The 24,588-nt window shown below is 40.2% G+C and carries 39 protein-coding genes and 1 tRNA gene; 13 read left to right on the top strand and 27 right to left on the bottom strand.

Going from position 1 to position 24,588, the window contains the following annotated elements; genetic code table 11:
* Nucleotides 1-30: 30 nt before the first annotated feature.
* From G0029_RS05370 to G0029_RS05310, 13 genes are all read right to left on the bottom strand, one after another.
* Nucleotides 31-693, bottom strand: coding sequence for a zinc ribbon domain-containing protein (locus G0029_RS05370; protein ID WP_180110296.1), 663 nt, complete (start codon nucleotides 691-693; stop codon nucleotides 31-33).
* A 63-nt stretch (nucleotides 694-756) separates the two neighbouring features.
* The gene (locus tag G0029_RS18495) at nucleotides 757-885 is read right to left on the bottom strand and encodes a hypothetical protein (protein WP_306669730.1); all 129 of its coding nucleotides are present in this window, start codon (nucleotides 883-885) and stop codon (nucleotides 757-759) included.
* An 89-nt stretch (nucleotides 886-974) separates the two neighbouring features.
* Nucleotides 975-1,418, bottom strand: coding sequence for a hypothetical protein (locus tag G0029_RS05360; protein WP_180110297.1), 444 nt, complete (start codon nucleotides 1,416-1,418; stop codon nucleotides 975-977).
* Between the two features lie 3 nt (nucleotides 1,419-1,421).
* Nucleotides 1,422-1,910, bottom strand: coding sequence for a phage tail tube protein (locus G0029_RS05355; RefSeq protein ID WP_180110298.1), 489 nt, complete (start codon nucleotides 1,908-1,910; stop codon nucleotides 1,422-1,424).
* Between the two features lie 73 nt (nucleotides 1,911-1,983).
* Nucleotides 1,984-2,340 (bottom strand): tail completion protein gp17, encoded by a 357-nt coding sequence (locus tag G0029_RS05350; protein WP_180110299.1) that lies wholly within the window; start codon nucleotides 2,338-2,340, stop codon nucleotides 1,984-1,986.
* Nucleotides 2,337-2,798 (bottom strand): HK97-gp10 family putative phage morphogenesis protein, encoded by a 462-nt coding sequence (locus G0029_RS05345; RefSeq protein ID WP_180110300.1) that lies wholly within the window; start codon nucleotides 2,796-2,798, stop codon nucleotides 2,337-2,339. The genes G0029_RS05350 and G0029_RS05345 overlap by 4 nt, the downstream gene beginning before the upstream one ends.
* Nucleotide 2,799: 1 nt before the next feature.
* Complete coding sequence (locus tag G0029_RS05340) at nucleotides 2,800-3,147, bottom strand: phage head closure protein (RefSeq protein ID WP_180110301.1); 348 nt, start codon at nucleotides 3,145-3,147, stop codon at nucleotides 2,800-2,802.
* A 2-nt stretch (nucleotides 3,148-3,149) separates the two neighbouring features.
* A complete protein-coding gene (locus G0029_RS05335; RefSeq protein ID WP_180110302.1) occupies nucleotides 3,150-3,344 on the bottom strand; it encodes a hypothetical protein in 195 nt (64 codons plus the stop codon).
* 104 nt (nucleotides 3,345-3,448) lie between these two features.
* On the bottom strand, nucleotides 3,449-3,592 hold the full coding sequence (locus G0029_RS05330) for a hypothetical protein (protein ID WP_180040779.1): 144 nt from the start codon (nucleotides 3,590-3,592) through the stop codon (nucleotides 3,449-3,451).
* Nucleotides 3,593-3,880 (bottom strand): head-tail connector protein, encoded by a 288-nt coding sequence (locus G0029_RS05325; protein ID WP_180110303.1) that lies wholly within the window; start codon nucleotides 3,878-3,880, stop codon nucleotides 3,593-3,595.
* Nucleotides 3,861-5,117, bottom strand: coding sequence for a phage portal protein (locus G0029_RS05320; RefSeq protein ID WP_227591872.1), 1,257 nt, complete (start codon nucleotides 5,115-5,117; stop codon nucleotides 3,861-3,863). The genes G0029_RS05325 and G0029_RS05320 overlap by 20 nt, the downstream gene beginning before the upstream one ends.
* 28 nt (nucleotides 5,118-5,145) lie before the next feature.
* Nucleotides 5,146-5,364 carry a hypothetical protein gene (locus G0029_RS05315; RefSeq protein ID WP_180110305.1) on the bottom strand — a complete coding sequence of 73 codons (219 nt, stop codon included), beginning with the start codon at nucleotides 5,362-5,364 and terminating at the stop codon, nucleotides 5,146-5,148.
* Between the two features lie 70 nt (nucleotides 5,365-5,434).
* Nucleotides 5,435-6,073 carry a phage major capsid protein gene (locus G0029_RS05310; RefSeq protein WP_180110306.1) on the bottom strand — a complete coding sequence of 213 codons (639 nt, stop codon included), beginning with the start codon at nucleotides 6,071-6,073 and terminating at the stop codon, nucleotides 5,435-5,437.
* A gap of 61 nt (nucleotides 6,074-6,134) precedes the next feature.
* Between G0029_RS05310 and G0029_RS05305 the strand changes: the two genes are divergently transcribed.
* Nucleotides 6,135-7,225 (top strand): IS4-like element ISAba1 family transposase gene (locus tag G0029_RS05305; protein WP_085940648.1). Its coding sequence is split into 2 segments (ribosomal slippage): nucleotides 6,135-6,675 and nucleotides 6,675-7,225, totalling 1,092 coding nucleotides; the frame shifts between segments, so codons are not numbered across the junction.
* Here the strand turns inward: G0029_RS05305 and G0029_RS05300 are convergent.
* The 12 genes from G0029_RS05300 to G0029_RS05245 form a co-directional block, all read right to left on the bottom strand.
* The gene (locus tag G0029_RS05300) at nucleotides 7,167-7,970 is read right to left on the bottom strand and encodes a phage major capsid protein (RefSeq protein WP_180110045.1); all 804 of its coding nucleotides are present in this window, start codon (nucleotides 7,968-7,970) and stop codon (nucleotides 7,167-7,169) included. The genes G0029_RS05305 and G0029_RS05300 overlap by 59 nt on opposite strands.
* Complete coding sequence (locus G0029_RS05295) at nucleotides 7,967-8,581, bottom strand: HK97 family phage prohead protease (RefSeq protein ID WP_180110044.1); 615 nt, start codon at nucleotides 8,579-8,581, stop codon at nucleotides 7,967-7,969. The genes G0029_RS05300 and G0029_RS05295 overlap by 4 nt, the downstream gene beginning before the upstream one ends.
* 7 nt (nucleotides 8,582-8,588) lie before the next feature.
* Nucleotides 8,589-8,777 (bottom strand): hypothetical protein, encoded by a 189-nt coding sequence (locus G0029_RS05290; protein WP_180110043.1) that lies wholly within the window; start codon nucleotides 8,775-8,777, stop codon nucleotides 8,589-8,591.
* Complete coding sequence (locus G0029_RS05285; RefSeq protein WP_180110042.1) at nucleotides 8,774-10,462, bottom strand: terminase large subunit; 1,689 nt, start codon at nucleotides 10,460-10,462, stop codon at nucleotides 8,774-8,776. Before G0029_RS05285 ends, G0029_RS05290 begins: the two co-directional genes overlap by 4 nt.
* 1 nt (nucleotide 10,463) lies before the next feature.
* Nucleotides 10,464-10,967 carry a terminase small subunit gene (locus tag G0029_RS05280; RefSeq protein ID WP_180110041.1) on the bottom strand — a complete coding sequence of 168 codons (504 nt, stop codon included), beginning with the start codon at nucleotides 10,965-10,967 and terminating at the stop codon, nucleotides 10,464-10,466.
* Nucleotides 10,968-11,451: 484 nt separating this feature from the next.
* Nucleotides 11,452-11,763 (bottom strand): HNH endonuclease, encoded by a 312-nt coding sequence (locus G0029_RS05275; RefSeq protein ID WP_180110040.1) that lies wholly within the window; start codon nucleotides 11,761-11,763, stop codon nucleotides 11,452-11,454.
* Complete coding sequence (locus G0029_RS05270) at nucleotides 11,763-12,170, bottom strand: HNH endonuclease signature motif containing protein (protein WP_180110039.1); 408 nt, start codon at nucleotides 12,168-12,170, stop codon at nucleotides 11,763-11,765. The genes G0029_RS05275 and G0029_RS05270 overlap by 1 nt, the downstream gene beginning before the upstream one ends.
* A gap of 146 nt (nucleotides 12,171-12,316) precedes the next feature.
* A complete protein-coding gene (locus tag G0029_RS05265) occupies nucleotides 12,317-12,778 on the bottom strand; it encodes a hypothetical protein (protein WP_227591871.1) in 462 nt (153 codons plus the stop codon).
* 392 nt (nucleotides 12,779-13,170) lie between these two features.
* Nucleotides 13,171-15,000, bottom strand: coding sequence for a DUF5906 domain-containing protein (locus G0029_RS05260; protein ID WP_180110037.1), 1,830 nt, complete (start codon nucleotides 14,998-15,000; stop codon nucleotides 13,171-13,173).
* A complete protein-coding gene (locus G0029_RS05255; RefSeq protein ID WP_180110036.1) occupies nucleotides 14,997-15,905 on the bottom strand; it encodes a primase-helicase zinc-binding domain-containing protein in 909 nt (302 codons plus the stop codon). Before G0029_RS05255 ends, G0029_RS05260 begins: the two co-directional genes overlap by 4 nt.
* Nucleotides 15,905-16,408 carry a phage regulatory CII family protein gene (locus G0029_RS05250; RefSeq protein ID WP_180110035.1) on the bottom strand — a complete coding sequence of 168 codons (504 nt, stop codon included), beginning with the start codon at nucleotides 16,406-16,408 and terminating at the stop codon, nucleotides 15,905-15,907. The genes G0029_RS05255 and G0029_RS05250 overlap by 1 nt, the downstream gene beginning before the upstream one ends.
* A gap of 13 nt (nucleotides 16,409-16,421) precedes the next feature.
* Entirely contained in the window at nucleotides 16,422-16,637 is a 216-nt protein-coding gene (locus G0029_RS05245; protein WP_180040748.1) for a hypothetical protein, read from the bottom strand.
* Nucleotides 16,638-16,738: 101 nt separating this feature from the next.
* Here G0029_RS05245 and G0029_RS05240 point away from each other — a divergent pair, with 101 nt between their 5' ends.
* The 8 genes from G0029_RS05240 to G0029_RS05205 all read left to right on the top strand — a co-directional run bounded on the left by G0029_RS05240 (nucleotide 16,739) and on the right by G0029_RS05205 (nucleotide 19,263).
* Nucleotides 16,739-17,380 carry a LexA family protein gene (locus G0029_RS05240; protein ID WP_180110034.1) on the top strand — a complete coding sequence of 214 codons (642 nt, stop codon included), beginning with the start codon at nucleotides 16,739-16,741 and terminating at the stop codon, nucleotides 17,378-17,380.
* A 106-nt stretch (nucleotides 17,381-17,486) separates the two neighbouring features.
* A complete protein-coding gene (locus G0029_RS05235) occupies nucleotides 17,487-17,804 on the top strand; it encodes a hypothetical protein (protein WP_180110033.1) in 318 nt (105 codons plus the stop codon).
* A complete protein-coding gene (locus G0029_RS05230; protein ID WP_180110032.1) occupies nucleotides 17,801-18,025 on the top strand; it encodes a hypothetical protein in 225 nt (74 codons plus the stop codon). Before G0029_RS05235 ends, G0029_RS05230 begins: the two co-directional genes overlap by 4 nt.
* Nucleotides 18,022-18,171, top strand: coding sequence for a hypothetical protein (locus tag G0029_RS05225; protein WP_180040740.1), 150 nt, complete (start codon nucleotides 18,022-18,024; stop codon nucleotides 18,169-18,171). The genes G0029_RS05230 and G0029_RS05225 overlap by 4 nt, the downstream gene beginning before the upstream one ends.
* Nucleotides 18,172-18,174: 3 nt before the next feature.
* Complete coding sequence (locus tag G0029_RS05220) at nucleotides 18,175-18,366, top strand: hypothetical protein (RefSeq protein WP_180110031.1); 192 nt, start codon at nucleotides 18,175-18,177, stop codon at nucleotides 18,364-18,366.
* Nucleotides 18,363-18,845 (top strand): hypothetical protein, encoded by a 483-nt coding sequence (locus G0029_RS05215; protein WP_180110030.1) that lies wholly within the window; start codon nucleotides 18,363-18,365, stop codon nucleotides 18,843-18,845. The genes G0029_RS05220 and G0029_RS05215 overlap by 4 nt, the downstream gene beginning before the upstream one ends.
* Nucleotides 18,842-19,087: a hypothetical protein gene (locus G0029_RS05210; protein ID WP_227591870.1), complete on the top strand. Its 246-nt coding sequence runs from the start codon at nucleotides 18,842-18,844 to the stop codon at nucleotides 19,085-19,087. Before G0029_RS05215 ends, G0029_RS05210 begins: the two co-directional genes overlap by 4 nt.
* A complete protein-coding gene (locus G0029_RS05205) occupies nucleotides 19,087-19,263 on the top strand; it encodes a helix-turn-helix domain-containing protein (RefSeq protein ID WP_111883997.1) in 177 nt (58 codons plus the stop codon). Before G0029_RS05210 ends, G0029_RS05205 begins: the two co-directional genes overlap by 1 nt.
* Here G0029_RS05205 and G0029_RS05200 read toward each other — a convergent pair.
* The gene (locus tag G0029_RS05200) at nucleotides 19,253-20,491 is read right to left on the bottom strand and encodes a tyrosine-type recombinase/integrase (protein WP_111884028.1); all 1,239 of its coding nucleotides are present in this window, start codon (nucleotides 20,489-20,491) and stop codon (nucleotides 19,253-19,255) included. The two genes, G0029_RS05205 and G0029_RS05200, sit on opposite strands and share 11 nt — an antisense overlap.
* A 166-nt stretch (nucleotides 20,492-20,657) precedes the next feature.
* A tRNA-Arg gene (locus G0029_RS05195) sits at nucleotides 20,658-20,733 on the bottom strand.
* A gap of 188 nt (nucleotides 20,734-20,921) precedes the next feature.
* On the opposite strand from G0029_RS05195, the gene G0029_RS05190 reads away from it, so the two are divergent.
* Genes G0029_RS05190 through G0029_RS05175 form a run of 4 tightly spaced genes read left to right on the top strand, consistent with a single transcriptional unit; the run spans nucleotide 20,922 to nucleotide 24,113 of the window.
* Nucleotides 20,922-21,857: an ABC transporter ATP-binding protein gene (locus G0029_RS05190; protein WP_111883996.1), complete on the top strand. Its 936-nt coding sequence runs from the start codon at nucleotides 20,922-20,924 to the stop codon at nucleotides 21,855-21,857.
* Complete coding sequence (locus G0029_RS05185) at nucleotides 21,854-22,627, top strand: ABC transporter permease (RefSeq protein ID WP_180023368.1); 774 nt, start codon at nucleotides 21,854-21,856, stop codon at nucleotides 22,625-22,627. Before G0029_RS05190 ends, G0029_RS05185 begins: the two co-directional genes overlap by 4 nt.
* Complete coding sequence (gene queF / locus G0029_RS05180) at nucleotides 22,627-23,445, top strand: NADPH-dependent 7-cyano-7-deazaguanine reductase QueF (RefSeq protein ID WP_111883994.1); 819 nt, start codon at nucleotides 22,627-22,629, stop codon at nucleotides 23,443-23,445. The genes G0029_RS05185 and queF overlap by 1 nt, the downstream gene beginning before the upstream one ends.
* Nucleotides 23,446-23,462: 17 nt before the next feature.
* Nucleotides 23,463-24,113, top strand: a complete 651-nt coding sequence (locus G0029_RS05175; protein ID WP_180108306.1) for a hypothetical protein — start codon at nucleotides 23,463-23,465, stop codon at nucleotides 24,111-24,113.
* Nucleotides 24,114-24,588 lie beyond the last annotated feature (475 nt).

Raw genomic sequence — 24,588 nt, 5'->3', positions numbered from 1 at the left:
CCGCTCAATGCGGGCCTTGTTTAACTGTTCTTACTTCCAATCTAAATTACTCACATCAAATGTGAATTGCTTACTGCCCTCTTGATAAAAAGGGACTTCAATAGTTAGTTTTTTGCTTATTTTCATCTGATTAATGATTTTTTTAGCAGTGGAATCGTGTGCCACAAACAATACATCAGCGGAATGATTATCCGGCTCCGACATCGTAATTGATTGGATAGGATTGTTATCAAATTTAAATGCAACCTCGCAATTGCGAATACTACAAAGGATTTGCCCCTTCGTAATCGCTATTATCACATCAGTAGCATCTCCTTTCTTTCTTAAAGTAATAACTAAATTTGAACCACCTTGATAAGGAAAGTCAAAGTTGACTGTATTCTGACTTACGTTTGATGCGAAAAGTGTAGTTGTGTTTCGCATTTCATCTTTTGTAGTTTCATAACTCCAATTCTTTGGTGTTGCAACCTCTTTGGAATTTTCATTATTAGATGAAAGTTTCGCTATTTCAGTTTGATTTTTTTTAGAACCTTCCGGCGCTAATGCTCCAATTACCCCTACAAGCACTATTACACCTAAAACAACCCAAGTTAACACACTGGTTTTCTTTGGTTGCTTCGCCCCACAACGTGGACAACTTTCCGCCTTGTCGCTTACTGGTGATCCACATTCTTTACACGGCTTAATACCCATACCCCACCCCTAATTTGTAATTTAAGGACAAGATACTAATTTTGCGACACAAAAGAAATAAGACTACCCTATTCCTTTTTGCATCATTTCATCTACAGATAGGATTTCATCTTCCGGTTGATCTTCATGCGGCATAAAAGAAACTGCTTTAATATCTTTAGCACCTTTAGATGCCAAGTATGTTGCCGCCAAATTCCCAAAACCCTGCTCGATTCTGCGGCCAACAAATAAGGAGCCTCGCTTGATACGATAGGCTCTCCATATTGCAAATTCCTCCGCACTTATTCGGGCTTTTGCTTCTTCGATGGTTCTTCCGCCGATTCCGTTGATGACGAGCTCGCACCAGAATTCTTCTGATTCAAGATCCACTTCTTTCCCATGAAGTCATTCACATCTTCTACTGCCTCACTCATAGATGCGATGATTTCCGAGTTCACGAGGCCTGTGTCCTCAATAACTGAAAAGAACTTTTCATCTTCTGATGAATAGACAGCAGCAAAAAGCATTGCCTTTGAATACTGATCTACAGTCGCCTTGGATTTATCCTCTAGGCCCCAAGCGTCTATAGCTTCTAATCGCTCTTGATGCGAAAGGCGCTTAACAAGAATCTCGCCTTCAAACTTTTCACCATCATTTCCAACAAAACTGATTGTTCGTTCAACCAGCACCCCAACCCCTGCCGCTTTGCGGACAGAGGCAAGTGTTAATTTATTTTTTTTAGCCATGTTTTAAGGTCCTACAGGTGGGATTGTGCGAATTGTTTCATTCACAATAGAAGTTTTCTTCATTGGGAATTTGTAGCCAACAAATTGCCCTTTCACGAAAGTCTTCTCAGCTAACTTAAGATAACCTTCCCAAACCCACCAAGTGCGAGAAGGTGGCAATGTAACCGCACCGCCTGTGACCTCTGGGGCATCATCCGAATTGCTTGAGCCTAAATACCAAGTGACTTTTTTACGTGGTGTGGTTTTTGAAAGTGCAATCAGTTTTAAGTGAGATGAGTTTTCATCATCAAGATCAATTGATAGCGACCCTTCACCCGGTGTTTTCTTACCCGGATCAAAGTTATCTTCTTCGTCGTCAAGACAAGTCACATCAATATCTTCTTCAGTGTCTGTACCCAATTCCAGCTCTTTTGCACACTGAACCGATTCAACTGCGGTCGCACCTTCTTCGTGGTAATACAACTGTGATTTTTGAACTTTAATACGCGCCATGAGTAGCTACTCCTCAAATTTTTGGCATAAAAAAACCACCTTTCGGTGGTATATAAAAAAATTAGTTAATGACTCATACGCCCGACCAGTAGCTCATATCCCAGCCACGGCCAAACAGTTTTGTTTCAAAGTCTTCATTATCTGGATGCTTGCCTTGATAGAAAAACCCTAGTTTTTCTAGCACTTTAATTGCACGTGAGCGAATCGCCTCAGCTTCTTGAATGTCGTTATGCCAAACTGCAAATTGATACTGGTTATTCTCATTCACTGCGCCACAATCTAAAGCATGCTCAGGGTCGGAACCTATTCCCTGAAAAACAACATATGGAACACGCGTCCCCCGATTTGCTGTATTCGGAAATATTCGCCCCCCTAATTTTGGTCCTAGAACATCATCTGCTTTAAGTGCTCGTGAAATTTCAACGGTCATAATGCTAATTCCTTATCCAGTTCTGCATTAAATACTTCAGCAAATTTGGTTGTCACAGCATTAAAATTATTAAAAAACGCAATTCGCATAAAAGGAGTCGCTGGCTGATATTTAGTTCCAAATTCTATATAACGCCAGTGCCGAGTATCTCCACCGCTCAAGCTAGCTGTGCTGATCGAATGCTGGTTCTGACTTGCACCTCCTTTAATACCAACGCGCATTTTAATATCATTAGCACTTTGAGTTTTCCCTGCCTGCACTGCAATATTTTTATGAATCATTGCGACAGTTTCAGGGTCATCAATTGACTTTGCATTTGTACGAGCCGCATCTCTTACAATATTCATTGCTTTACGGGCTGCTTTACGTGCAATAGATTTTGCTTTTTTAGGATTGGCCAATCGATCTAATTTAGACTTGACCTCTTCCAATCCTTCTATCTTAAAATTTGTTGACATGTCACCCGCCTTGGGCGTGTTCTGTACCCTGCGAAAGTAAAAAAGTGATGTATTCGTTACCACTATTGTTGTCTTCTAAGGCTTGGCTATCAATCGCATAAATCTGGTCCTTATAAACCACACGCATTTCTGTATTAATATCTTCACGATAGCGCAGCTTTAAGCGAGCAACGACTTTAGATTGATTCGCCTGTGCGGCAATCAAGTCTTTGCCGGACAGATGCGTTACTTTAGCCCAGAGTTTTTTGTATTCAGTCCAAGCTACAGGGATTGGATAGCCATCTGCATCACGATCAGGCCCTTTAATTTGAATCACTACGCGATGCCGTAATTCACTTGCTAAACTCATAACTAGTCATCCAAATATCTGGACGATGAAGATTCATTATCCTCATCATCTTGTATAAGCTCAGCAATCAGGTCGTTATTTTGATCAATAATTTGCGCCAAAACTTTGTTTTGCTCAGCGTGACTATTGATCAGTGCTGTGTGACTGTTGATCAGTGCTGTGATCTGCTGACTTTGGTTGTTTATTGTTTCCAACATTTGATGCACCAAGCTGCTGCAGCAGTTTTTGCATTCGCAACTTTGCGCGCTGGGTGTGTTTTCTAATCCACTCACGTCTTTCCTCACATCCTGAACAAGTCATATTATTTATTCCAAGCAAGCCAAGCCAATTCAATGGCTGGCACCTCAAATACGCCATTTCGACGTATAAAAAGGCGCTCACCATAAATGAAAACTAAATTGGTATATTGCGGTGTTTGTTTTACGAAGTTAATGAATTCATCCATCTAAACCACCAATGGTAGGTAATAGGGAGACAATAAATCCTTCACCGGTTGCGGCAAAAAACCATCATTTGATGGGGTATCTTTATTCACACCGCGATGCTCATCAAAATACCCGCACATCATCAAAACTGCCCGCTGCTGAATCTTATTTTCAGCATCATATTTCGTCAGTACATGATCTTTTACAGCTTGTTCTGCACTGTCCATAATGGATTTCAGGTCTAAAGCCACAATATCGTCATCGTCATAGCGAAGATGACGAGCCACGTCATTCACTGTTAGCGCCATCACCTTCTCCATTTGATTTACCAGAACCCGAAGCAAAGGGATCATCTTTCGAATCACGTTTTGAAATTGCTTCAAGTGAATAGTTTTGCTGCTGCATATATGGCGTATCACCGCCAGTTTTAGGTTCGTAATTGAATACTGCCCGCGCTTCGTTTGGTGCAAAAATACCGCGCTGCACACCAAGCGAATAAAAGTTCATTTGCGACATGCTGTCCATGCGAAGCAAAGTTGAAAGATCAAGAAATACTTCATAGCCTTTAGCTTTTAAGTCAAAAGCAGCATCAAAGCAGTTTTCAATCGCTTCAATCGGACTTTGCAAACAACTGTTCAGGTAGATCCGTTCCATGTCTTCAACTTTTTGGCCTTGCGGAATACTGCCAATCCCAATTTTCCAAGGTGGGACGTTAAAGACTGAACAGCAAATTTCAGCAGACCATTTATGCTGCTCAATCATTTGTGCATCTGCGGCAGGCATAGACATTGCAATGTATTTCACATCGCCGCCGAGTACCGCAGTTTTACCAATATTTTCACCAGAATAATTATCCTCCCAGCCTTCTTTGATCTTTTTGGCTTCTTCTGGATCAATCTTACCCGGCATGGTCAAAATGCCACTGGGACGGCCGTTATTGCTAAAAAATTTAGCGCCATACTTTTGAATTGCTACGCCCTGAGCACCCGATAAACCACATGCAATAACAGGGCTAATCCCGACAAGTGGATGGTATAAGCAGTTCCAGCGGTCATGAATAATTTCCGAAGCTGGCAATATGATTGATTCTAATTGTTTGGCCAACTTATCAATGCCAATGCGATAAAAGACATCACCGTCATCGCTGACCAAAGGCGTAACATTGTCAGGATTAAGTACAATCAGCTGCTCTACATCACCTTTAAAGTTTCGCAGCTTGAGCACATAAGTATTGCCGCGGGTTTCTTTGGAAATGATGTAATACTCAAGAAACTGCTGCATGGTTTGAAAATGATTTGGTTTTTCAAAGAATGGTAGATTTTTGTCCTTGGTTTTGACCCAAACGCCATTTTCTTTTTTGCGAAGCTCCAATGGCAGCTTGCCAATATCTTTTGAAATGATAGAAATGCAGGCAAAAACAGCATGAAATGAAAGTAAGTCTTCACGATTTAGCTCTATATTTCGCTGCCAAGCACCAGTGAAAGGTTCAAAAATTTTAGTCCACCCACCGTTATTAACTGTAGAGAAAGACTTTTTGCGAAACATATTGCTAAAAAGACCCATTTTTTCAACCTCAGTTAACCACTACTTGCGCGACACTTCCGAAATCATCAATTACTGGTGATCCATTCAGATTCAATAAAGTTATATTCTCAGAAGAATCAACAGATGACTTCAATTTAATTTCTTTGGCAAAACCCAATGCTATGAGAACTTTTCCCTCATGATCCTGGACTATTGCCTTTTGCCCTTTTTTGCCAAGTGGTGCATCTTTTAAATATTTGATTTCCACTTCATCACCTTTTTAGTAATTAAAAAAGGTAGCTATTTCTAGCTACCTTCAACCAAAATTTAAATATGATTTACTGCAAGGTTTGGCCCGAATAATCAATCCAAGCTGCCGCTAAAGCATGACGCTTTTTCCAACGGATGTAACGTTCAGCACGAACAGCAACCATGTTTTGCTGCCATAAATTCAGAGAAACGTCATCTGTTCCATCGTTATAATCCAGAGTCGCTTCTGAAGAAATTGAAAGATCAATACCACCATTATCCGCAAGTAAGATTTCCGATGGTTTAATTAATGCAATAATTGAACCTGCAGATTCAGATTCAACAACCGGTAAACCTTTCAAGGTTTTTTCACCGACTGGCGCATCCATACCACGGTAAACAGGGTTCCCTAAAGCATCAATAAGATCAGACATAAAGCTAGCCATTGTCTCACTCATGATGTAGTAACATCCCGTCAACGAAACATTACCCGCAATAAACTGACCGCGCAGTTTACGCAGATCTGAACGGAAGTTATCTATTGTCAAACCTGCAGCCGTGATCGGAGTGACACCATGTAAAATAGACGCAGGGCTTTCAATAGTCTCTGCTTTTGCTGGTAGTAAGAATTGAGCATCCGAAAAACCAGTAATGGAATCCGATAGATCCTGCATGACCATTGCATCTACTTTAGGATCTGAAAACTTACCTAATTCATCTCTGTACACGACAAAAATAGATAACTCATTGAAATAATGTCACAATAATTGTTTTCTAACGACGAATACTATGACACATCTCAATGAGTTATATCTTATCTTAAACAAATCTCTAAAATGGAACAAGTCACATTTAAAGTGCTTTGCGCTCATCATGCTTGTGATTATTTTAAAGCAAACATGTAATCTTTCTTCTGCATCTAAAGCCTTGCCCATCAAGTGTTTACCACAATCATTTTATCGACGTATGCAGCGCTTCTTTGCAGGTCAGTATTTTGATTATCGTCAAATTTCTCAGTTGATTTTCAATATGTTTTCATTCGACCAAGTGCAACTGACTTTAGATAGAACCAATTGGAAATGGGGAAAACGAAATATTAATATCCTGATGCTCGCAATCGTTTATCGTGGAATAGCGATACCTATCCTTTGGACATTGCTTAATAAACGTGGAAATTCAGATACGAAAGAGCGTATTGCTTTGATTCAACGCTTTATAGCCATTTTTGGTAAAGACCGTATTGTGAATGTGTTCGCAGACAGAGAGTTTATCGGTGAGCAGTGGTTTACATGGTTAATTGAACAAGACATCAACTTCTGCATTCGTGTTAAAAAAACTTCATTGTCACCAATCATTTAGGAAAGAATCATAAAATTAGTGATTTATTTCGCCATCTTAAAGTTGGTCAAATTGAATGTCGTAAACGACGGATTTTGGTTGGTCGGGTGAAACTATATATAAGTGCACTACAGTTAGAAAATGGAGAGCTTTTACTCGTCGTTTCTCCTCAGTTTAATGCCAATGCTATTCAGGATTATGCATTACGCTGGGAAATTGAAACCTTATTCAGTTGTCTCAAAGGACGCGGGTTTAATCTTGAAAATACGCGCTTGACAGACCCTAGACGAGTGAAAAAATTGATTGCGGTGTTAGCTATAAGCTTCTGTTGGTGTTACTTAACGGGTGAATGGCAACATAATCAAAAAAAAGCGATAAAAATAAAGAAGCATGGACGACTCTCAATGAGTTTATTTCGCTATGGTTTAGACTATGTTCAAATGGCGATTCAGCGTTTAATTGGTTTTGGGAAAAAAGAAGAGTTTAAGGAAATTTTGGCAATTTTAAGAAAGCAGAATCCTGATAGGATAAGGGTTCTGTGAAATTTGTCGTGTACAGAGCTAATTCATCTGAAAATGGCACGATGCCTGCGATTTTAGCGAAAGATAAGGAAGTTTTACCAATGACTAAATTAGTAACTGGTTTTTTCTTACCTTCACCTACCCAGTTCACAATACTGCCGCTAGTTTTAGTTGGAACGGTAATATTAAATGGCACTTCACGGAAGCCTTTAATACGCCCAATAATTGTTTGAGGACGCATAACATCCATAAAGTCATTTACTAAGTTCTGAGTTTGTATTAGCGCTGAATACTCATCACTTGATGTTGTTCCCGCAACCGCTTTTGCAACATTTTGAACAATTTCTGGAGCATTCCAAGATTTCAATAAATCGCTAGCACTTACATATTCACTATGATTTTTAGCAAGTTGTTGCGATGCCACTTTTGCGCGGACAATCATCGCTATACCGTGACCTTTAGGCAAATTGCTTTCAGTTTTAACCACCGTTTTACCTTGGGTAGAGTTCAACCCTTTTTCAGAAGTACTACCGTCAACAGGCGTTGTGGTGTCAGCTAATGCAGCCTGTGATTTCTGAATAGCTTCAAGACGGTCCTGATTTTTTTGCATCACAGCAATTTCATCCTGAAGACCTTTAATTTCAGCTTCAGTTGCTTCATCCGGCGTAACGCCCTTTGAAATTGATGCACCTGATTTCACAACAATTTGGTCTTGATGTGACTTAATATTTGCCTTTAATTTTGCAATCTGTTCAGCAAGTTTCATACGAGTTTTACTCCAAAAGATTTTGATGTTTCAGCCAATTTCACGACCAAATGTTTTGATTCAGGCTGCGTGACTACGGGCGGTTTACACGGCAGAGTTTTTTCCTGCTGCTCAGTATTTTGTTTAGTTGTCTGATCGGGATGGCAGAGTGTCTTAATGCCAGTGATTGTTGCTTCCTGATTCGCAGGAATCGTAACTGCCGATAATTCATACCAATCCCATTTAATGAATTTATAGCCCCAAGTGCCTTGAATATCCGCAACTTCAAGACCTCGGAATCCAATTGAAAGACCGCGAACCAAGCCTGTTTTAATACTGTCCCATGCTTCCTGCAGGCGCTTCTTCAATTCATCCGATTCAACTTCATCTGGTTTCACAAGCTGAATAACAACTTTGATTCCTTCATCTGTCACCTGAGCTTCAGTAACATTACCAATGGGCTGTCGTTTGTCGTGTTGCCACAAAAACGGCACTGGCAAAGTGAACTGTGCGCCTTTAGGCTCTACAACATCATCAACACGATCAGGCGTCGGTGTTGTTGCAATACCTTCAAGCTTCCACTCTTCATCATTGACTGATTTGACTTCGAGTAAGCTGTAAGCAAGCTTCATCGCTTTTCTACTCCTTGGTTTTACTTCGCTTTAAGCCTGCTTGAAGTGCTTCTAACTTTTCACAAGCCAAAAAAAATCGCTCATCAATGTGAGCGATTTCTTTATCCGATTTGCCTGCTGTTGTGCAGGCCCCTAAATGGTTTTGAATTGCCAGCTGGTGACGAATTTCCTGTCGAATATTTTGATTTCTTGTCATACAAAAAATACCCCATAACTTTGCGCTGCAGCCTCTGGGTTTGCTGACATCAGCGCAACAGCATTAAATGTCGCAATCAGAGGATCAATTTTGGCTTTTCCTGATTCTTGTTTTCGGATTGTCATTGCATTGCCTTGGTAAACACCCTTTGCATTACCAACACACCAATTCATCATGCGCTGTCCAGCATGCAAAAATTTTCCTTCAGCAACTTTTCGCTCAGTCGTTTGCACATAACCTGAAAGCTGAAAGCCTTGCGGCACACCAATTAACAACTCAAATGGAATTTCTTCAAGCAGACCATCCTGCAACGATGGCATGCCCAACTTATCCAAACCAATTGCCGCTTTTTCAGGAAGCTTACCAGCGTCATAAATTCGCCTGCAAATTTGAGCAGCTTGACGAACGTCATCACCAATATTTTTTACAATGACTAAATCGCCGTCTTGCTCAAAGTCTTTCAATGCCGGGGCAATTTCCTGACGACGCTCAAGCGCAATTGGATGCGCCCAGGCACGATTCCAGCAGTACCATTTTGAACGATCATGCTTATCACGACCAATTACGGCCATTCCAAACAAGTCATCAAGACCACCTCCATCGAACCCAATAGTGCAAATCTCACTTAGATCCAATATCGACTCTACAAAAAGTTTATCTTTGTATGCTGAGAGCATCCAAAAATCTGCACCTGCCCAACGATCCGCACGCTTGTTCATGCCTATTTCGACATTCAAATATTTCGCCAAGAAAATTTGAACTGAATCTGCACCACTCTCTTTCGCCTGCTCATACTTATTCAGCAAATAACGAATATGGGTAGAACGCCCTAAGTTGGGATTGGTCACGTAGAAATAGTCTGGGTTCAGATAGCTTTCATCATCAATCATGCTTTGCGGAAATTCGTACAGCAACGGCAAGAATGATGGATTGATAATCTCACCATCACGCACCTTTCGAGCATAATCCAATTTCTTTTTAAACACGCCAGCTGGCGGTTCATCTGACTGCGTAGACAACCAAATCAGGAAACCTTCCGGGAAAGAAGCCATACCGCCAGTCGCTTCCTCAAGCATAGACTCAGCATTTGCACGTTTACCAAAAATCCAAAGCTCATCCACAAGAATATAAGCGCCTTTTTTTCCGCCTACAGATCCGGTATCCGCTGCTACAACTGCCAAAGTTGCCTTGGTCTTACGATGTGTGACTGTTCGTGTATGTTCTGACACGCTAAACAGCGCATTCAACTTTGGATCTTCACGAATCATGTCGCGAATCGGCTTAAATGAATTGTCTGCAACTTCTTTCGTTGGGGCCAAAATAATGAATTCAGCAGAATGACGATCATTCAAAATAATCGCGGTCAGCATAATGCCCGCAGCAAGTGTTGATTTTGTATTTTTCTTGCTAATGAGCAGGAAAAATTCGTTGATTAAGCGTTCATTTTTTTCGTAATCGTAAGCACCAAAAATCACACCAACAAAATCAAAGACCCACTGTCCTGTCACTTCGCCTACTTTCGGCTTTCCGGCAACATCCACCAGCGTCAGTTTCTTAAAAACATTCAAAGCCATTTCGGCTTCATCTGGGTACAACGGCTTGCAGGCAATCAGCGATTCTTTTGCAAGAATCTTCTTTTCCCAATCCGGGCAAGCTGTTGTCCAGATCGGGGACATTGAAGACATATCAACTCACTCTATGTTGACCCCGAGCTGCACGTTGATTACCAGCAGTTGCAAAGTCATCGTCATTTTCAGAAACATCACCAGCCGCATTTTCACGGCCTTGCTTCACACCCATTTCACCCACTTTGCCAAACTCATACGGCAAAGCAGCTTTGGCAGCTTCAATTCGCACCTTACGTTCCAAACGTGCATTTTTATAAATTGATCGCAAAAAATCTAAAGAGTTTGATACACTCTCCATCTCCTTGAAGTCGGCTTGTATCGCGGCTTCGCCCAAAGGCATAGATTCAAAGACCGCCGCCCCCTCTCCCCCTGATTTTAAAAGCCCGTCCAGATAGGTAATGACCTCGGGATTTTGGGCCAACTGGCTGCCTTTCGACCCAGCCGACTTCTCAGAATAGCCCGCTTCAATGGCCGCTTGCTTGTTTGACAGTTGCTTTCCAGTCTCTGGATCACTTTTCAGTTTGGCATGAGCAAATTTTTTCATCTGTTCAGTCAAAGCCATATTTTCACCTTCAATGCTGAATATTTAAAAAAATTAACCTAAATTTATGATTTTGAATAAAAAGTTTATTTACTTTTGCTCAAATCAGGAATTTTTTTACAAATGAGATTAGGGGGCGGTGTCCGTTGGGACCGAAATTTTTAAATTTTGATACCCCCACGGGGTAAAATGCGCACCAATATGATGCAAGTCATTCATTTTATTAAAATGTTCCACGAAAACTTTAATAAAATGAATCACGATATATGTTCCACGAATTAAAAATCCCTGCCATTTCTGACAGGGATTAGAGTCGTCCACGATGGCCAATTGATGTGTTAATGGCTTGCCGTCACCAAGGTATGAATCCTTTCACTACCCACTCTGTCCTCTCAGCATCCTGCTGAGACATAGAATCATTCATGAGTTTGCTTACACATGAACGTGCCGTCTATTCCGAGCTGCCAACATTGAACTAAGCTAACGTGTGCCAGTTCTGTATGTTCTAAAATCTTTGCATCCCGTGTTTGCTTTCTTGTTGTGTCTTCTGGTCATGGCATTGCTTGCATAACGACTGCAGGTTGTCCATGTCATCCGTTCCGCCTTGGGCTTTGTTTACGATATGGTCACACTCAAGGTTCATGGATACACGCTGGCACTTGCAGCACGTCCAGTTATCACGCACATGCACTTCACGTTTGATCCGACGCCATGGCCGACCGCCACGACCTTGGCCATAGTTTTCTTGTTTGGCTAAGGTCGGTTGATTACTCTTGAGTGTTGGTAGTGATCCACCCAGCTTTGTTAATCGTGCCATTACTTCACCGTATATAATTTTGCGTCTTTAGGTATGGGTTCCTGCACAGTCAGTGGCTTGCCCTCAGTGATCCGCTGGAAGCATGGCTCACACAATGCCTGCCAGTTATCGATGTTCCAGAACTTCACTTGGCTGATAGGCTGATCAATGTGCGCAACCTGATCTGCTGGGCTTGTATAACCACGCTTAGTGCAGTCATAGCAGTATCGATTCGCCAGTAGATAATCTGCACAGGCTTTACGCCATGCTTTGGCCTTGTCATCTTTTAGCGGTTTTGCTCTGGCCTTCTCAGCTTTGTCGGCTGATTGCTCATGCTCCTGCCAGTGAGCTGCTCGATTCTTTTTAGCCATGCCTGCGTATCCCATAAAAAAACCCGCATGATTGCGACCAGTGCAACATGCGGGCATAAAAAAACTGCATGAACTTTCCGAGGGTAATCATGCAGTTTGTTTAAAGAACCTTTCGGTTCCATGGAGAACTACAGCGCTTTTATCTAGAGTTTTCCATTGTGGTAAAATTTAACCTCATTTTGCTTTTGAGTCAATATCAAAGTTTACTTAGATTTACTTATACAAGTAAAAATCTTTTCTTCGCCAAAAGATAACTCAGCATTCAAATCTTTAAGTGTGTACTCAACACAGATTTTCATATGATTTCTAACAGTCGTATCACTCCAGCCACAAATTGAAGCACGTGCACGCTCAGTAGGTTTATAACTTGCAGGGACCAGACAAAACTCGGTCAATGCAATCAGTACGATGGACTGATGATAAATCTGATTCACACCCGCATCAGTGAACTGCTGTTCATACTTGCCAACTAGAATTTCACTAAAGATTTGTACATTGCCTTTGGTGTTTGCACCAAAGTATTTTAAGCGGATCAAGTTGTCTTGTAGCTTAGTCAGTTTTGCGAAGCTCATTGCTAGCAGAATATCTTGTGCTGTCATTGATGGCTGGCCACCATCAATGCGATCTGCTTCGTAATTGATTGACTTTGGATTGAGTAAACGCATGAATTTCTCCATTACATCACCCCAAATGTGAATGATGTGAATGACATGGGAATGAGTTTCTAAGCTCGTTCACATGGTAAGCCATTGTTTTTAGGTTTATTTTAATTAAATGTGAACAAGTGAATAATAAAATATACGCGCGTGAGAGAACAAAAAAAATAAATACAGTAAATCTAATAGAAAGAATTGAAAATATAGAGGAAATAAAATAATTTCCCACGTGTGCGCATGAGAAACTATTCACTCGTTCACATTTACCGAATATTAGCTTGTTATTCAATCGGTTATCGTGTGAACGAACGTGTGAACGAGGTTTTTTATCATTCCCATCGTTCACATTTAATGACTTATAAGCCATTGTTTTAACGAGATAAATATTAGGTTTTGATAAACTATTTGTCAAGAACATTTGGAACCCCCTTCTCGAATTCATTTGCACACTCGCCATACCAATCCATATCCGTTTTTCCATCTGGTCGCTCACCAATGGCGATTATTAGAGACTGCCCTTCCTCTCGGCCATACCTCCACCGCTGTTTTTCAAGTAAATTAATACCTTCAATTTTCTTTAAATCCTCCGTAAATTTTCGATAAGAATATTTGTGTTCAAGGGATGATGAAGCCCATTCTTTATAAGATTCATATAGCTGTTTTGCTTTGCAGCTGATGCACTTGTATTTTGTTTCGCCAGATAGCCATTCGTCGATAAAAACTTCAATCGAACGCTTACTCGCATTAATTAACAATCGCTTAGCATCTGTTATTGGCGGCTTATCATGCTTAAAATCATCCAATGGAATACTCAACAAATAGGTGTAAAAAGCATCCAAACCATCTCCAGCAATTTCTGCATAAACTTGTTCACTTAAACCTTCGTCTAGTTTATTTTGTGGAGCAATTACGAACCATCGACGAGCCTCTCCGTGCAACGGAAATGGTATATTTTCGTTTGATGCGAAAGCCATATTGAAATATGCAGGAACCTGTTTCTGTGGACGCTGCTTTTCATTAATCGTGACACTTTTTGCAGTAATTAATGCATTCAAATAAGGTGTAACGTTGTACTTAGTTGCATTCGTCGCAATTTCTTCACCAAAAATAAATGCAGCATTATTAAGCCATCCGTTAAATTGCGGACTTTCTAGCTCCTGGGAAGTAATCACTCTATGATATTTCCCATAAATACCACCCATAACTTTCTCAAACAGTGTAGTTTTACCTGAACCCTGTATATGGCTTGCCATTAAGACAGCACTGTGCGCTTTTTGGCCTTCATTTTGTAATGGATATGCTAGCCATTGAAGCAACCACCGTTGAATACTTGAATCGCCATTACATAGTGACCAAATCATTTTCAAGATCGCAGTACAACGTGACCGAGTTATTGCATATTCAATGCGGTTCTGCTCCTGATCCAACAATTCTTTAACGGGATAACCTTCAAATGTATTGATATAGTTTGGATCAATATCAATTTTTCGAGTCGGGTCAAAAATCAATTTTTCATAATCAATTTCACAACGAGTCGGACTTTCAATCCACTTTTTATACTCATGCGGATACATCAGTTGTGCAGCTGACCAGCCAACAACACGATTTAACGACTTGTCATACAAAAAAGTTTCACCTTTAAGCAGCACACAGTTTTTGCTCATATTTGGCGCAACTGCACCAGCATTTTCGATTAATAGTTTCTCAACTTCATCTTTTTCAATAGTTTTTCTATTGTCATGGCTATACCAGTACTTAAATGTCGTGCTTAGTGTGTGCTTTAGAGATGAAATCTTAAATTTATGGTTGTTTTTTAAATCGAAAGCATCATTACTGCATGAGATAACCGCATAACGATCCAAGGCATTTTGTAATTTCTCATCATCAGTGTGTCCACCCCTAGCCCCCTGATGCTCCTGCGAGCCAGTTTCTGGGTGACCATTCATAGGAGGTGCAAAATCCAAGGAAAAATCATCAAGCCTTGAATCTTCACAAGCATTCATTTGTTTTTCAAAGCCAATATCATGCCCAAATTCTGACATTTGCCCCGAAAGGTGGTCGGCTAAAACAAGGGGGTCTGGGGAAACAGAAAAAGCTGAAGATTGTGACGAAATACCGCTTTCAATCTGCTCCCGCACAACCCCTAGTCCCTCTGACACATGCAGGTCATTGAAATCTGATAGTGGCTTTGATGATGCCTGCGGCTGCTCTAACATTTCATCTTGACTCATACGTTCACCGCTTGACTAAATTCGGGGATAATCACAATGCCGCCTGTTGCAGCCACAGCTTTATTCGCAGCTTTTAAGCCTGCATCAGGTGGAGTCGAATGACTGTCATCGTCAGCGCAATACACAAGACGTGCATGCGGATGCAATATGCGTATTTCTTTACCCACTTTGTCTATATTTCCTGAATTAAACGCCACAACCGTGACGTGACCGGTCGCCTCATAAATGCTGGCACCAGTCGCATAGCCCTCAGCTATACAGATAATTTGATCTTGCTGAGTCACCTGGCCAATCATGTAAAAACATGCACTGACTCGCCCGCCTGGTAAAAAAGGCTTATGGCCATCCGCATGAATTTCTTGAACATTCCAAATTTTTCCGTCTATATCAAACAGCGGAACAATCAGATTTCCTTTGCCATTTATGCGACAGCCATGGTTTTGAACCTGCTTGCGTGCCAAGTACGGGCAATCACGATCAGATGATTTATAGGCCCAGATCCGTGCCGCACGTTTGGCTGCAGCTTCTTGTGCTTTACGCTCTTCAAGTTCAGCTGCTTTGGCTTGTGCTTCGGCCTTTTCTTTCCATTTTTTACGGTCTGCATCTGTGACTTTGGTTTCTGCAGATAAGCCCAGTACTGCGCCAACTTCTGTTAAAACTTCTGAATAGTTCATGCTGCGAGACTTTTCAATCAGTGCAAATCCATCACCTGCACCACATTGATTACAGATCCACGTACCTTTTCCCTGTTTGTCGTCACAACGAAAACGGTCTTTACCGCCACAAATCGGACATGGACCATGCATATTTTTTTTAGCTGGTACTGTGATGCCAAATGCCGGGTATACAAGATCTTTCCAACGTCCGAGCGCAGCATCCCGCACTTGATCAAATGTTAGAGCCATTAATTTGTCTCCACATCATTTTCTGCCTTTTGACGGGCTAATTTTTTAAGTTGTGCTACAGCTGCAATCAGACACATTGCATCTTTTTCAATGCTTGCCAGTTCAACATCGACTATTCGTCCATCTTTCAATGCAGCACTCACCGTTGTGAATAACTCACCTACACGGTTAGAAATTGCACCTATATTGGCCAAAAAGCCCGTGTCATGAATATCAATAACGGCAGGTAATTCGTAAACCACTGCATTACCATGCGCGGCAGCTGCACTTTGCAAAATGCGAATGTCTTTTGTGTAGTTCAAAATTGCTTCGACATGTTCAGGATGCAAATGATATTGCGTATTTTGTATATCAACACATTTGCTGAATACCATTGGATTAAACCCATGAATTTCAGCTATGGCGGCTTTACTTCCATGTCTATCTTTACAAGCACGATATAGCGCAACATCCAAAGGCAAGACAGCATTTTGTGCAGCGAAATTTGATAAAAAATCACTCATATCTAATTTGTCCTTAATTTTGGATATTTTCTAAGTCAGATGACATAGCTAAATTTGACATAGCTTCTGCTTTGTTTATTCGGACCAGTTCCAATACCTCATATTCCCTTAATTTTGGAATATCGCGATCATCACCCCACTGAGCGACCGCAGAATCAGAAATATTTAGCTTGATTGATAATTCTAAAAGATTGCATCCAAGCAGATTGCACGCTTCTCGGCGTTTCATAATTCACCAATAAATCTAAGTTGACTTAGATTTATTAAATCGAAGTTTTAACGTAACGTCAATAGCTAAGATAGCTTAGATTTATTTTTATGGGAAAGCTCATGGAAACCCTTGGCTCAAGAATCAAAAAATTGAGAAAAAGTAAAAAACTAACTCAAGGTAAACTTGGAAATCTTGTTGATGTATCTGATGTCACCGTTGGATATTGGGAACGTGATGTTAATGAACCACAATTTCAGACTTTAATGGCTATTGCTGAAGTACTTGATACAACAGTTAATTATTTGAAATATGGTGTTGAAGGCTCAGAACCATCTGTGCGTGATGTTCGCCCAGTAGTCCGGTTACTCCCTGTACTTAGCTATGTACAGGCTGGTAATTGGACCAGTATTCGTTGTTTAGAAAATTATGAAATAGAACAATGGCTTCCAGCACCACCTAATGCAGGTAAAAATAGTTTCTATATGATTATCCAAGGAACTAGCAATTCACCACATTTTAAAGATGGTGATTATGTATGTATTGATCCTGATGTAGACTTTGATTCCGTTCAAACAGGTGAAATGATTGTCGCTCAATGTGATGGTGATGCCACGTTCAAGGCATTAGTACGTGAACACAATAATATTTATCTTCAAGCACTTAATCCTAATTTCCAACCCAATATCATAAATTTGAAAGAGAATTGCTTATACAAAGGAAAGTATGTAGGTAGATTTGAACCTTCGAAAAAATTTCTTTAAATATCAAATATAAGTAATTTTTTCTAAGTAAACTTAGAAATATTTATTGCCATTAAACCTAAGCTAGGTTAGATTAATTTCAATCTAACTACACTTAGGTTTTTTTATGAAAAATTCAAATCCTCAAAAAAATGATCAATTCGATCAAATCATTGTCAGTCGTCTACTCGCTGATGACTTTGGTCTACCCCAAATTAAAGACTTTGTTTTCTACAAAGAACGTGCTGTTTCACAGATACAGACCGCTATTCACAGCATCTATAAGTCAAACAATCAACACGAATTTACAATCGCAATTGCACAAGCAAATGCATTCATTGATGCTGCAATCAATTTCGAATTTATTGACTTAACTGAAAAAGCTAAATGGCTTAATGAGGTTGCAAAGGCTATGCGTGCTCAATTGATCGAGGAGTATGTATGAACTTATCAGTTACTCCTGAAAGCATCGTACCCGAGCAATCAGTCATTGATTCATGGCCAAAACTGCATCGAAAAAAAGGTGGCCATGCTTGCCAAGGGAAATGTCCAAATTATACGGACGAACAATGCTGTCATTGTTTGATCCAAGACACTCCAGTTGCTCTATCTGATGAAGACAAGCACCTTAACAATGCTGTGGACGCTGTGGGGTATGTGCCATGAATTTACATTATGGCCATGTTGCCGTGTTCATTTTTATTGTTTGTCCCGCTGTTTTGGCTGCCTCAATATTTTTCCGCTTGATGATTAATCATGCTGGTGAACTGAAGGCGCAAGCAATGCAACATAAAACTAAAATTGGAGAATAAGACATGCTTCAGTTTACTGATTTGAATAATGCAGAACATACGATCCATTTAGCAAATATGACAAATGTGGTCTACCGACTTCAAAACGGCGCTCATATCATCACTTTTCACATGCTTGGAAATCACATCGTACCTGCGACTGTTGACAGTGTTACTGCAGCGCGTTTGATTCAAGAATTGGGAGAGCATCAATGAACTCGAATCTTGCACATGATGTTTACATCAATCAGGGCAAAGCTATTGCCCTTGCCAACCAAGTCGACGACTTTCTTAAGGCCAAGGGCAAAGCTATTGCCCTTGCCAACCAAGTCGACGACTTTCTTAAGGCCAAGGGCAAAGTGACACAAATCCCTTTTGGCCAATCGGGTGTTAGTCGATCGAAACCTGAATCATATACAACAAGTCAGGAAACTATGCGGAAGATGATGACACGTTCAGTGAGTGTTAATCGTCCAGTATTGAAAACTATTGAAAAGAAACTGACAAAAGAGCAGCAACGTCACAAATTTAACTTTGATGCCAAAACCAAAGCTTTAGATGCTGGTCAAAACTATTTTGAGGGTAAATGTGATTTGCATGGTTTGACTGTATACAAAGTATATAAAAGCGGAAAGTGCCACTGCGTTGAATGCCGTGAACGCACTAAGCAATTGAGAAAGGAAGCATCAGCATGAAAAATAAATTAATGACTCACATTGAAATGCTTCAAAACCCCAACTTCAAACGTAAGCTTGAAAACAAAATTGTGGCGCATATCAATCATGAGTTTTCAAAGGCTGGCCGAGAACTACCATTGCCTAAATTTCGAAATGATATAGTGACTTACGATGATGCTAACGTCACGAAATTAGTGAATCGCATTCGTACAGGTGCAGTACTGCTTGCGCAGCTGCTGGATGAAAAGGAGGCTAAATAATGGTTTTAACGATTAGTCAAACTTGCAAACTTTTAGATATTGGCCGCACTACAGTTTATAGAATGTTTGATCGCGGTGAACTTGAACGAATTGAATTTGGCCGATCAGTACGTGTCAAATTACCTGATAAACTTTCGGAAGCATATGCAGAACAAATCAAAGCCCTTATAAACTAAGGGCTTTTTCTTTTAAGCTATCCAGATAATCTGACCAGGCTTGCATCATTACTCGACGTTCATCTAAATATTTTGTCCTATTATAGGCACGTCCATGCATATCACGCACTTGATGCCCCAGCTGCTGTTCAATACGCTCAATCGGGAATTTTAAAACTTCATCTAGCAACGTCCGAGCAGTTGCACGAAAACCATGCCCTGTTGTTTCACCATTTTCCCAACCTAAATTTTTAAGTGCTTTATTGATAGAACTGTCAGATAAAAGCCGTGTTTTTCCCCAATAATTCGCAAAACAGTATTCATTATTACCAGTCACCATTTTGAGTTCTTCAAAAAGCTTTTTTACCTGGTGTGATAGAGGCACTATTAACTGTGTACCAATCGCATTTTCTGTTTTGGCCGGCGTATAAGACCAGGTGCTATTTTCTAAATCTATGTCCGCCCATTTGGCTGCACGTAATTCACCAGGGCGCACAAAAACATGTGGCAATATTCGCAATGCGTAACACATGACGATAGATCCACGCTTTGTGTATTGATCAATCGCAACTAGAAGTTCACCCAACAATTTTGGATCTGTTACTGCAGCATGATGAGTCGCCCGATGTGGCTGCAATAATCCCTGAATATCTAATGCGACATTTCTGTCACAAAGACCAAGCACCAATCCATATTTAAAAACTTGACCGGCTTTAGAGCGCATGCGTCTTGCCGTTTCAGATTTCCCTTGCTTCTCATAAATTTGACAAACATCTAATAATTGACGGGCCGTTATTTCATGAATCGGTTTTTTCCCGATTGCATCGAATAAATACTGATAAACAAATTCGTTACGATGCCGCGTTGATTCAGCCAGTTTTTCTGTTTGCATAAATTCGCGAGCCACAGCTTCAAATGTATTGTTCAACGCAAATCGCGCTTGTTCTTCTAATTGCTGCTTATGCGTGAATGGATCTATACCTTGTGACAGTAGCTCACGATACTCTTCACGATGTTTTCGCGCTTCCGCCAACGTCATCGCTGGATAAATACCAATGCCAATCGTGGTTCTCTTTTTTGTTATGGGCTTAAAATAATCAAACCGCCAATAAGTTCCACCTTTTTTATCTAAAAGTAGAAATAAACCACCACCGTCAGACAGTTTTACAATCTTATCTGGTGATTTTTTGTGTTTAGTAATTTCTGATTTGATCCTGGTATCAGTGAGACTTACGACAGTTCTGGCCATGTTTAGTAGTACATTATTTAGTGCTGCCATGTTGTACTGCTAAATGTACTGCTAAAAATTCGGATTATAGCGGTACTACATGGAACAAGTTGAAACAAAGAAAGGAGCGATAATACAGTATTTATAAGGATTTGCGGTTATTTTGGTATGTATTGAAATATGTAAGTGGTGCGCTCAGCGGGACTCGAACCCACGCCACAGGCTTCGGAGACCTGTACTCTATCCAGTTGAGCTATGAGCGCTTATTTTGGATTGCGCACATCATAACAAAAAAAACTGTAAGGTAAAGCAACTATATAGATGTTAGGCTTTTTTCTGCTTAAGCTTTATACAACGTTCTATTTATAAAATGCAGAATTCCATACGATTTACTTGGTTTATTTGCCCCGATATCGCACAATACTCACACTATTTATAGAGTGAATTATTTATGACTGATGCACTAACGTTAAAGCAGCTGTCAAAAACCTATAAAAATGGGTTTCAGGCGCTTAAAGGTATTGATTTAACAGTACCCGAAGGTGAATTTTATGCACTTTTAGGTCCCAATGGTGCAGGAAAATCTACCACGATTAGTATTATCAGTTCACTAACCCGTAAAACTTCAGGTACTGTCGAAATTTTTGGGCACAATTTAGATACCCATCCCTCGCATGCAAAGCAGTGTTTGGGCGTTGTCCCTCAAGAATTTAACTTTGGTCAATTTGAAAAAACATTTGATATTTTGGTGACTCAAGCTGGTTATTACGGTATTTCTAAAAAGATAGCAGAGAAACGTGCAGAGGAATATTTAGAAAAGCTTGGTCTTTGGGAAAAACGCAGTACCCAAGCACGTATGTTATCGGGCGGTATGAAACGCCGTTTAATGATCGCTCGTGCCATGATGCATGAACCTAAACTGCTGATTTTAGATGAGCCGACTGCTGGTGTTGATATTGAACTACGCCGTTCGATGTGGGATTTCCTCACAGAAATGAACGAAAAAGGTACGTCTATTATTTTAACGACACACTATTTAGAAGAAGCAGAAATGTTGTGCCGTCGAATCGCAATTATTGACCGTGGTGTGATTAAAGAAGACACCAGCATGAAAGGTTTTCTCAGTCAGTTAAATGAAGAAACCTTTATTTTCGATTTAGCCGAACCCATTGAACCGATCCATATTGAAATTATTGGTGTTCGTTTCAACTTAGTTGACCCCGTCACTTTAGAGGTCACTATGGATAAAGCCCATACCTTAAATGATCTATTCCAACTCATGGAATCTCAAGGTATTCAGGTTCGTAGTATGCGTAATAAATCTAACCGACTAGAAGAACTGTTTGTCCGTATGGTCGAAAAAAATCTTGAAGGTGCAGCACAATGAATTTTAACCAACTGTGTATTGCCCTCTACACCTTAGTGTATAAAGAAATTCGCCGTTTCATGCGTATTTGGCCGCAAACCCTTCTCCCACCGGCAATCACCATGAGTTTGTACTTTGTGATTTTCGGTAATTTAGTTGGTTCACGCATTGGGCAAATGGGCGGTTTTAGCTATATGCAGTTCATCGTGCCCGGCTTAATTATGATGGCGGTCATCACCAACAGCTATGCCAATGTGTCATCCAGTTTCTTTAGTGCAAAATTTCAAAAAAGCATCGAAGAATTAATCATGAGTCCAGTACCGTTACACATGGTGCTTTGGGGTTATGTGATCGGTGGTGTTTGCCGTGGTGTTTTAGTCGGCTTTATTGTCACTGTGATGAGCCTATTTTTTACTGAATTACACCTGACCAATATCTTCGTAACTATATATACAGTTCTCATTACTTCGCTGCTGTTTTCTCTTGGCGGATTTATTAATGCTGTTTATGCAAAATCTTTTGACGACATTTCGATTATCCCGACTTTCGTCCTGACTCCGCTGACTTATTTAGGCGGTGTTTTCTATGCCATCTCATCACTGAGTCCTTTTTGGCAAAATCTCTCTTTAATCAACCCTGTCGTGTATATGGTAAATGCATTCCGCTACGGTATTTTGGGCCATAGCGATGTGAATGTCGGCATTTCACTGACAGTAATTACTGCATGTTGCGTTGTACTTTATGGCGTGGCGTATCATTTACTTTCTCGTGGTTCAGGAATGCGTGAATAATGAGTGTAGAACAATCCCTTTTAGGTAAAGACACCAACTACCCAACAGAATATCAACCCGATATTCTGTTTCCGATTGCACGTGCCACTGCACGTGAACAATATGCCCATGTGGAAGGCATCCGCCAAGGTACAGACTGGTGGCATGTTTTTGAAATTTCTTGGTTAAATGCTTCTGGTGTGCCTCAAGTCGCTATTGGCCGTTTAACTTTGCCTGCAAGTTCAGACAACCTCATCGAATCCAAATCTTTAAAGCTCTACTTTAATAGTATGAACTTTACCAAATTTGATTCTCAGGCAGCGTTTAAAGCAACCGTTGAAAAAGACTTATCTGCTGCAGCCAATGCCGCTGTGACTATTGATCTATTTCATGTTGATGAAGTTGAAATTTCAAAACCGCAAGGCATCTGTATTGATGACTTAGAACCCACCCAGTTAGAAAATCATCCAAATGCAGCTTTACTCTCTTTAGATGAAGATGCAGCGCAAGAAGAAGTTGAAATTCAACTTTATTCACATTTATTAAGAAGTAACTGTCCAGTCACGGGTCAACCTGATTGGGGAACGGTATTTATACGGTATAAAGGTACTAAGCCTTGTTATCGTAGTATTCTGGCTTATATTATTTCTTACCGTCAGCATAATGGTTTCCACGAACAATGTGTGGAGCAAATGTTTGCCGATATTTGGCAACATTTAAAACCAAGTCAGCTGATGGTATATGCTGCCTATACACGCCGTGGTGGATTGGATATCAACCCTTGTCGTGTATCGGATTTAACATGGATGCCTCGCCCCATTCGATTGGCGCGACAATAAAAAAATTGAGGTTAGTGATGCCATTTTTTGGTTTTATTCCTTCTGAGGAACTTCTAAGCAGTATCCAAACTGGTCACGCGAAAAAAAATTCGAGTGAACCACTTTATCCTTTACGTGATAAAACAGCTTTGCTGATTAATGAAGAAATCATTGGTGCAACTATATTAGCTCCTGTTCATCTGTTTCCTGCAAGCGATAAGCGCGACACAGCAGAAAAACTGGCTGGCTATGTCAAATCAACAGTCGCTGTATTGTTAAAGCAACTACTAGGTAAATCTCCGAATGATGTGGTGAAACAATCCATTGAATTTTCAGAACGAAGTTTATTTCAAGACGCGACTGGCACTTATCGTGTAGGTCTAAGTTTAGATGCAGGACTAGTCACTAACCTTAAAAATAGTTATGCGGAAATTAAATCGGGCGCAGATATAAATAAAGCTGCTTTTGGTGAACTGTATAAACAGTTTGCTGAAGCTGCAGTGCGTCATTTTATGAATGACTTTAATAAAACTCTCGATTTAGGCATGATTAAACGTAAAGCAGCCGATATCGGTTCTTCTGCTGTGATTAAAGCTATTCATATTGCAATTGATAAGATTTTCCCAAATTTAACCAAAGAAGAGCTAAGTGCCCTTGCAGAAGCACATGATGCGATGTTTAACAAATAAATCTCGCTTTTCGTCAAAACCTAGCTTTGGCTAGGTTTTTTTATGGCTAAACGCATAAAATCGAATCCCGATACAATGACTATATAGTCATGCAAACACAGTTCTAGAATTGAACAGATTTTTATTAAAAGAAAGACAGTACATTGATATCCACAATTTTTAAAAATCTACAAAGAACAGGAAGAACCTGAATATAGATCATATTTTAATGTGAGCCGTCATTTTGGTTTAAATTTCAATGCGTCCATTTTAATATTCAATCTCTTTCTTTTTTATCATTCAGTCTATATTTCTACTATATATAGCGACGTTTTCAACAGCATTGAAGCGTTAGCGAAAAAAACTATGTAATGAATAAACCACTGCTTGCATATGGGTGTTTTAGACCGGTACTTTTCTAATCAAGCCTCTTCGTTTTTGGATTTTACTTTGCAAAATTTGTAGCTTCTAAACAATATTTCGCAACACAATAAAG

Source organism: Acinetobacter sp. YH12138 (assembly GCF_015218525.1).
Classification (GTDB): domain Bacteria; phylum Pseudomonadota; class Gammaproteobacteria; order Pseudomonadales; family Moraxellaceae; genus Acinetobacter; species Acinetobacter amyesii.
Note: the sequence above shows the minus strand (reverse complement) of the source record. Positions and strands in the feature narration are given on the sequence as shown.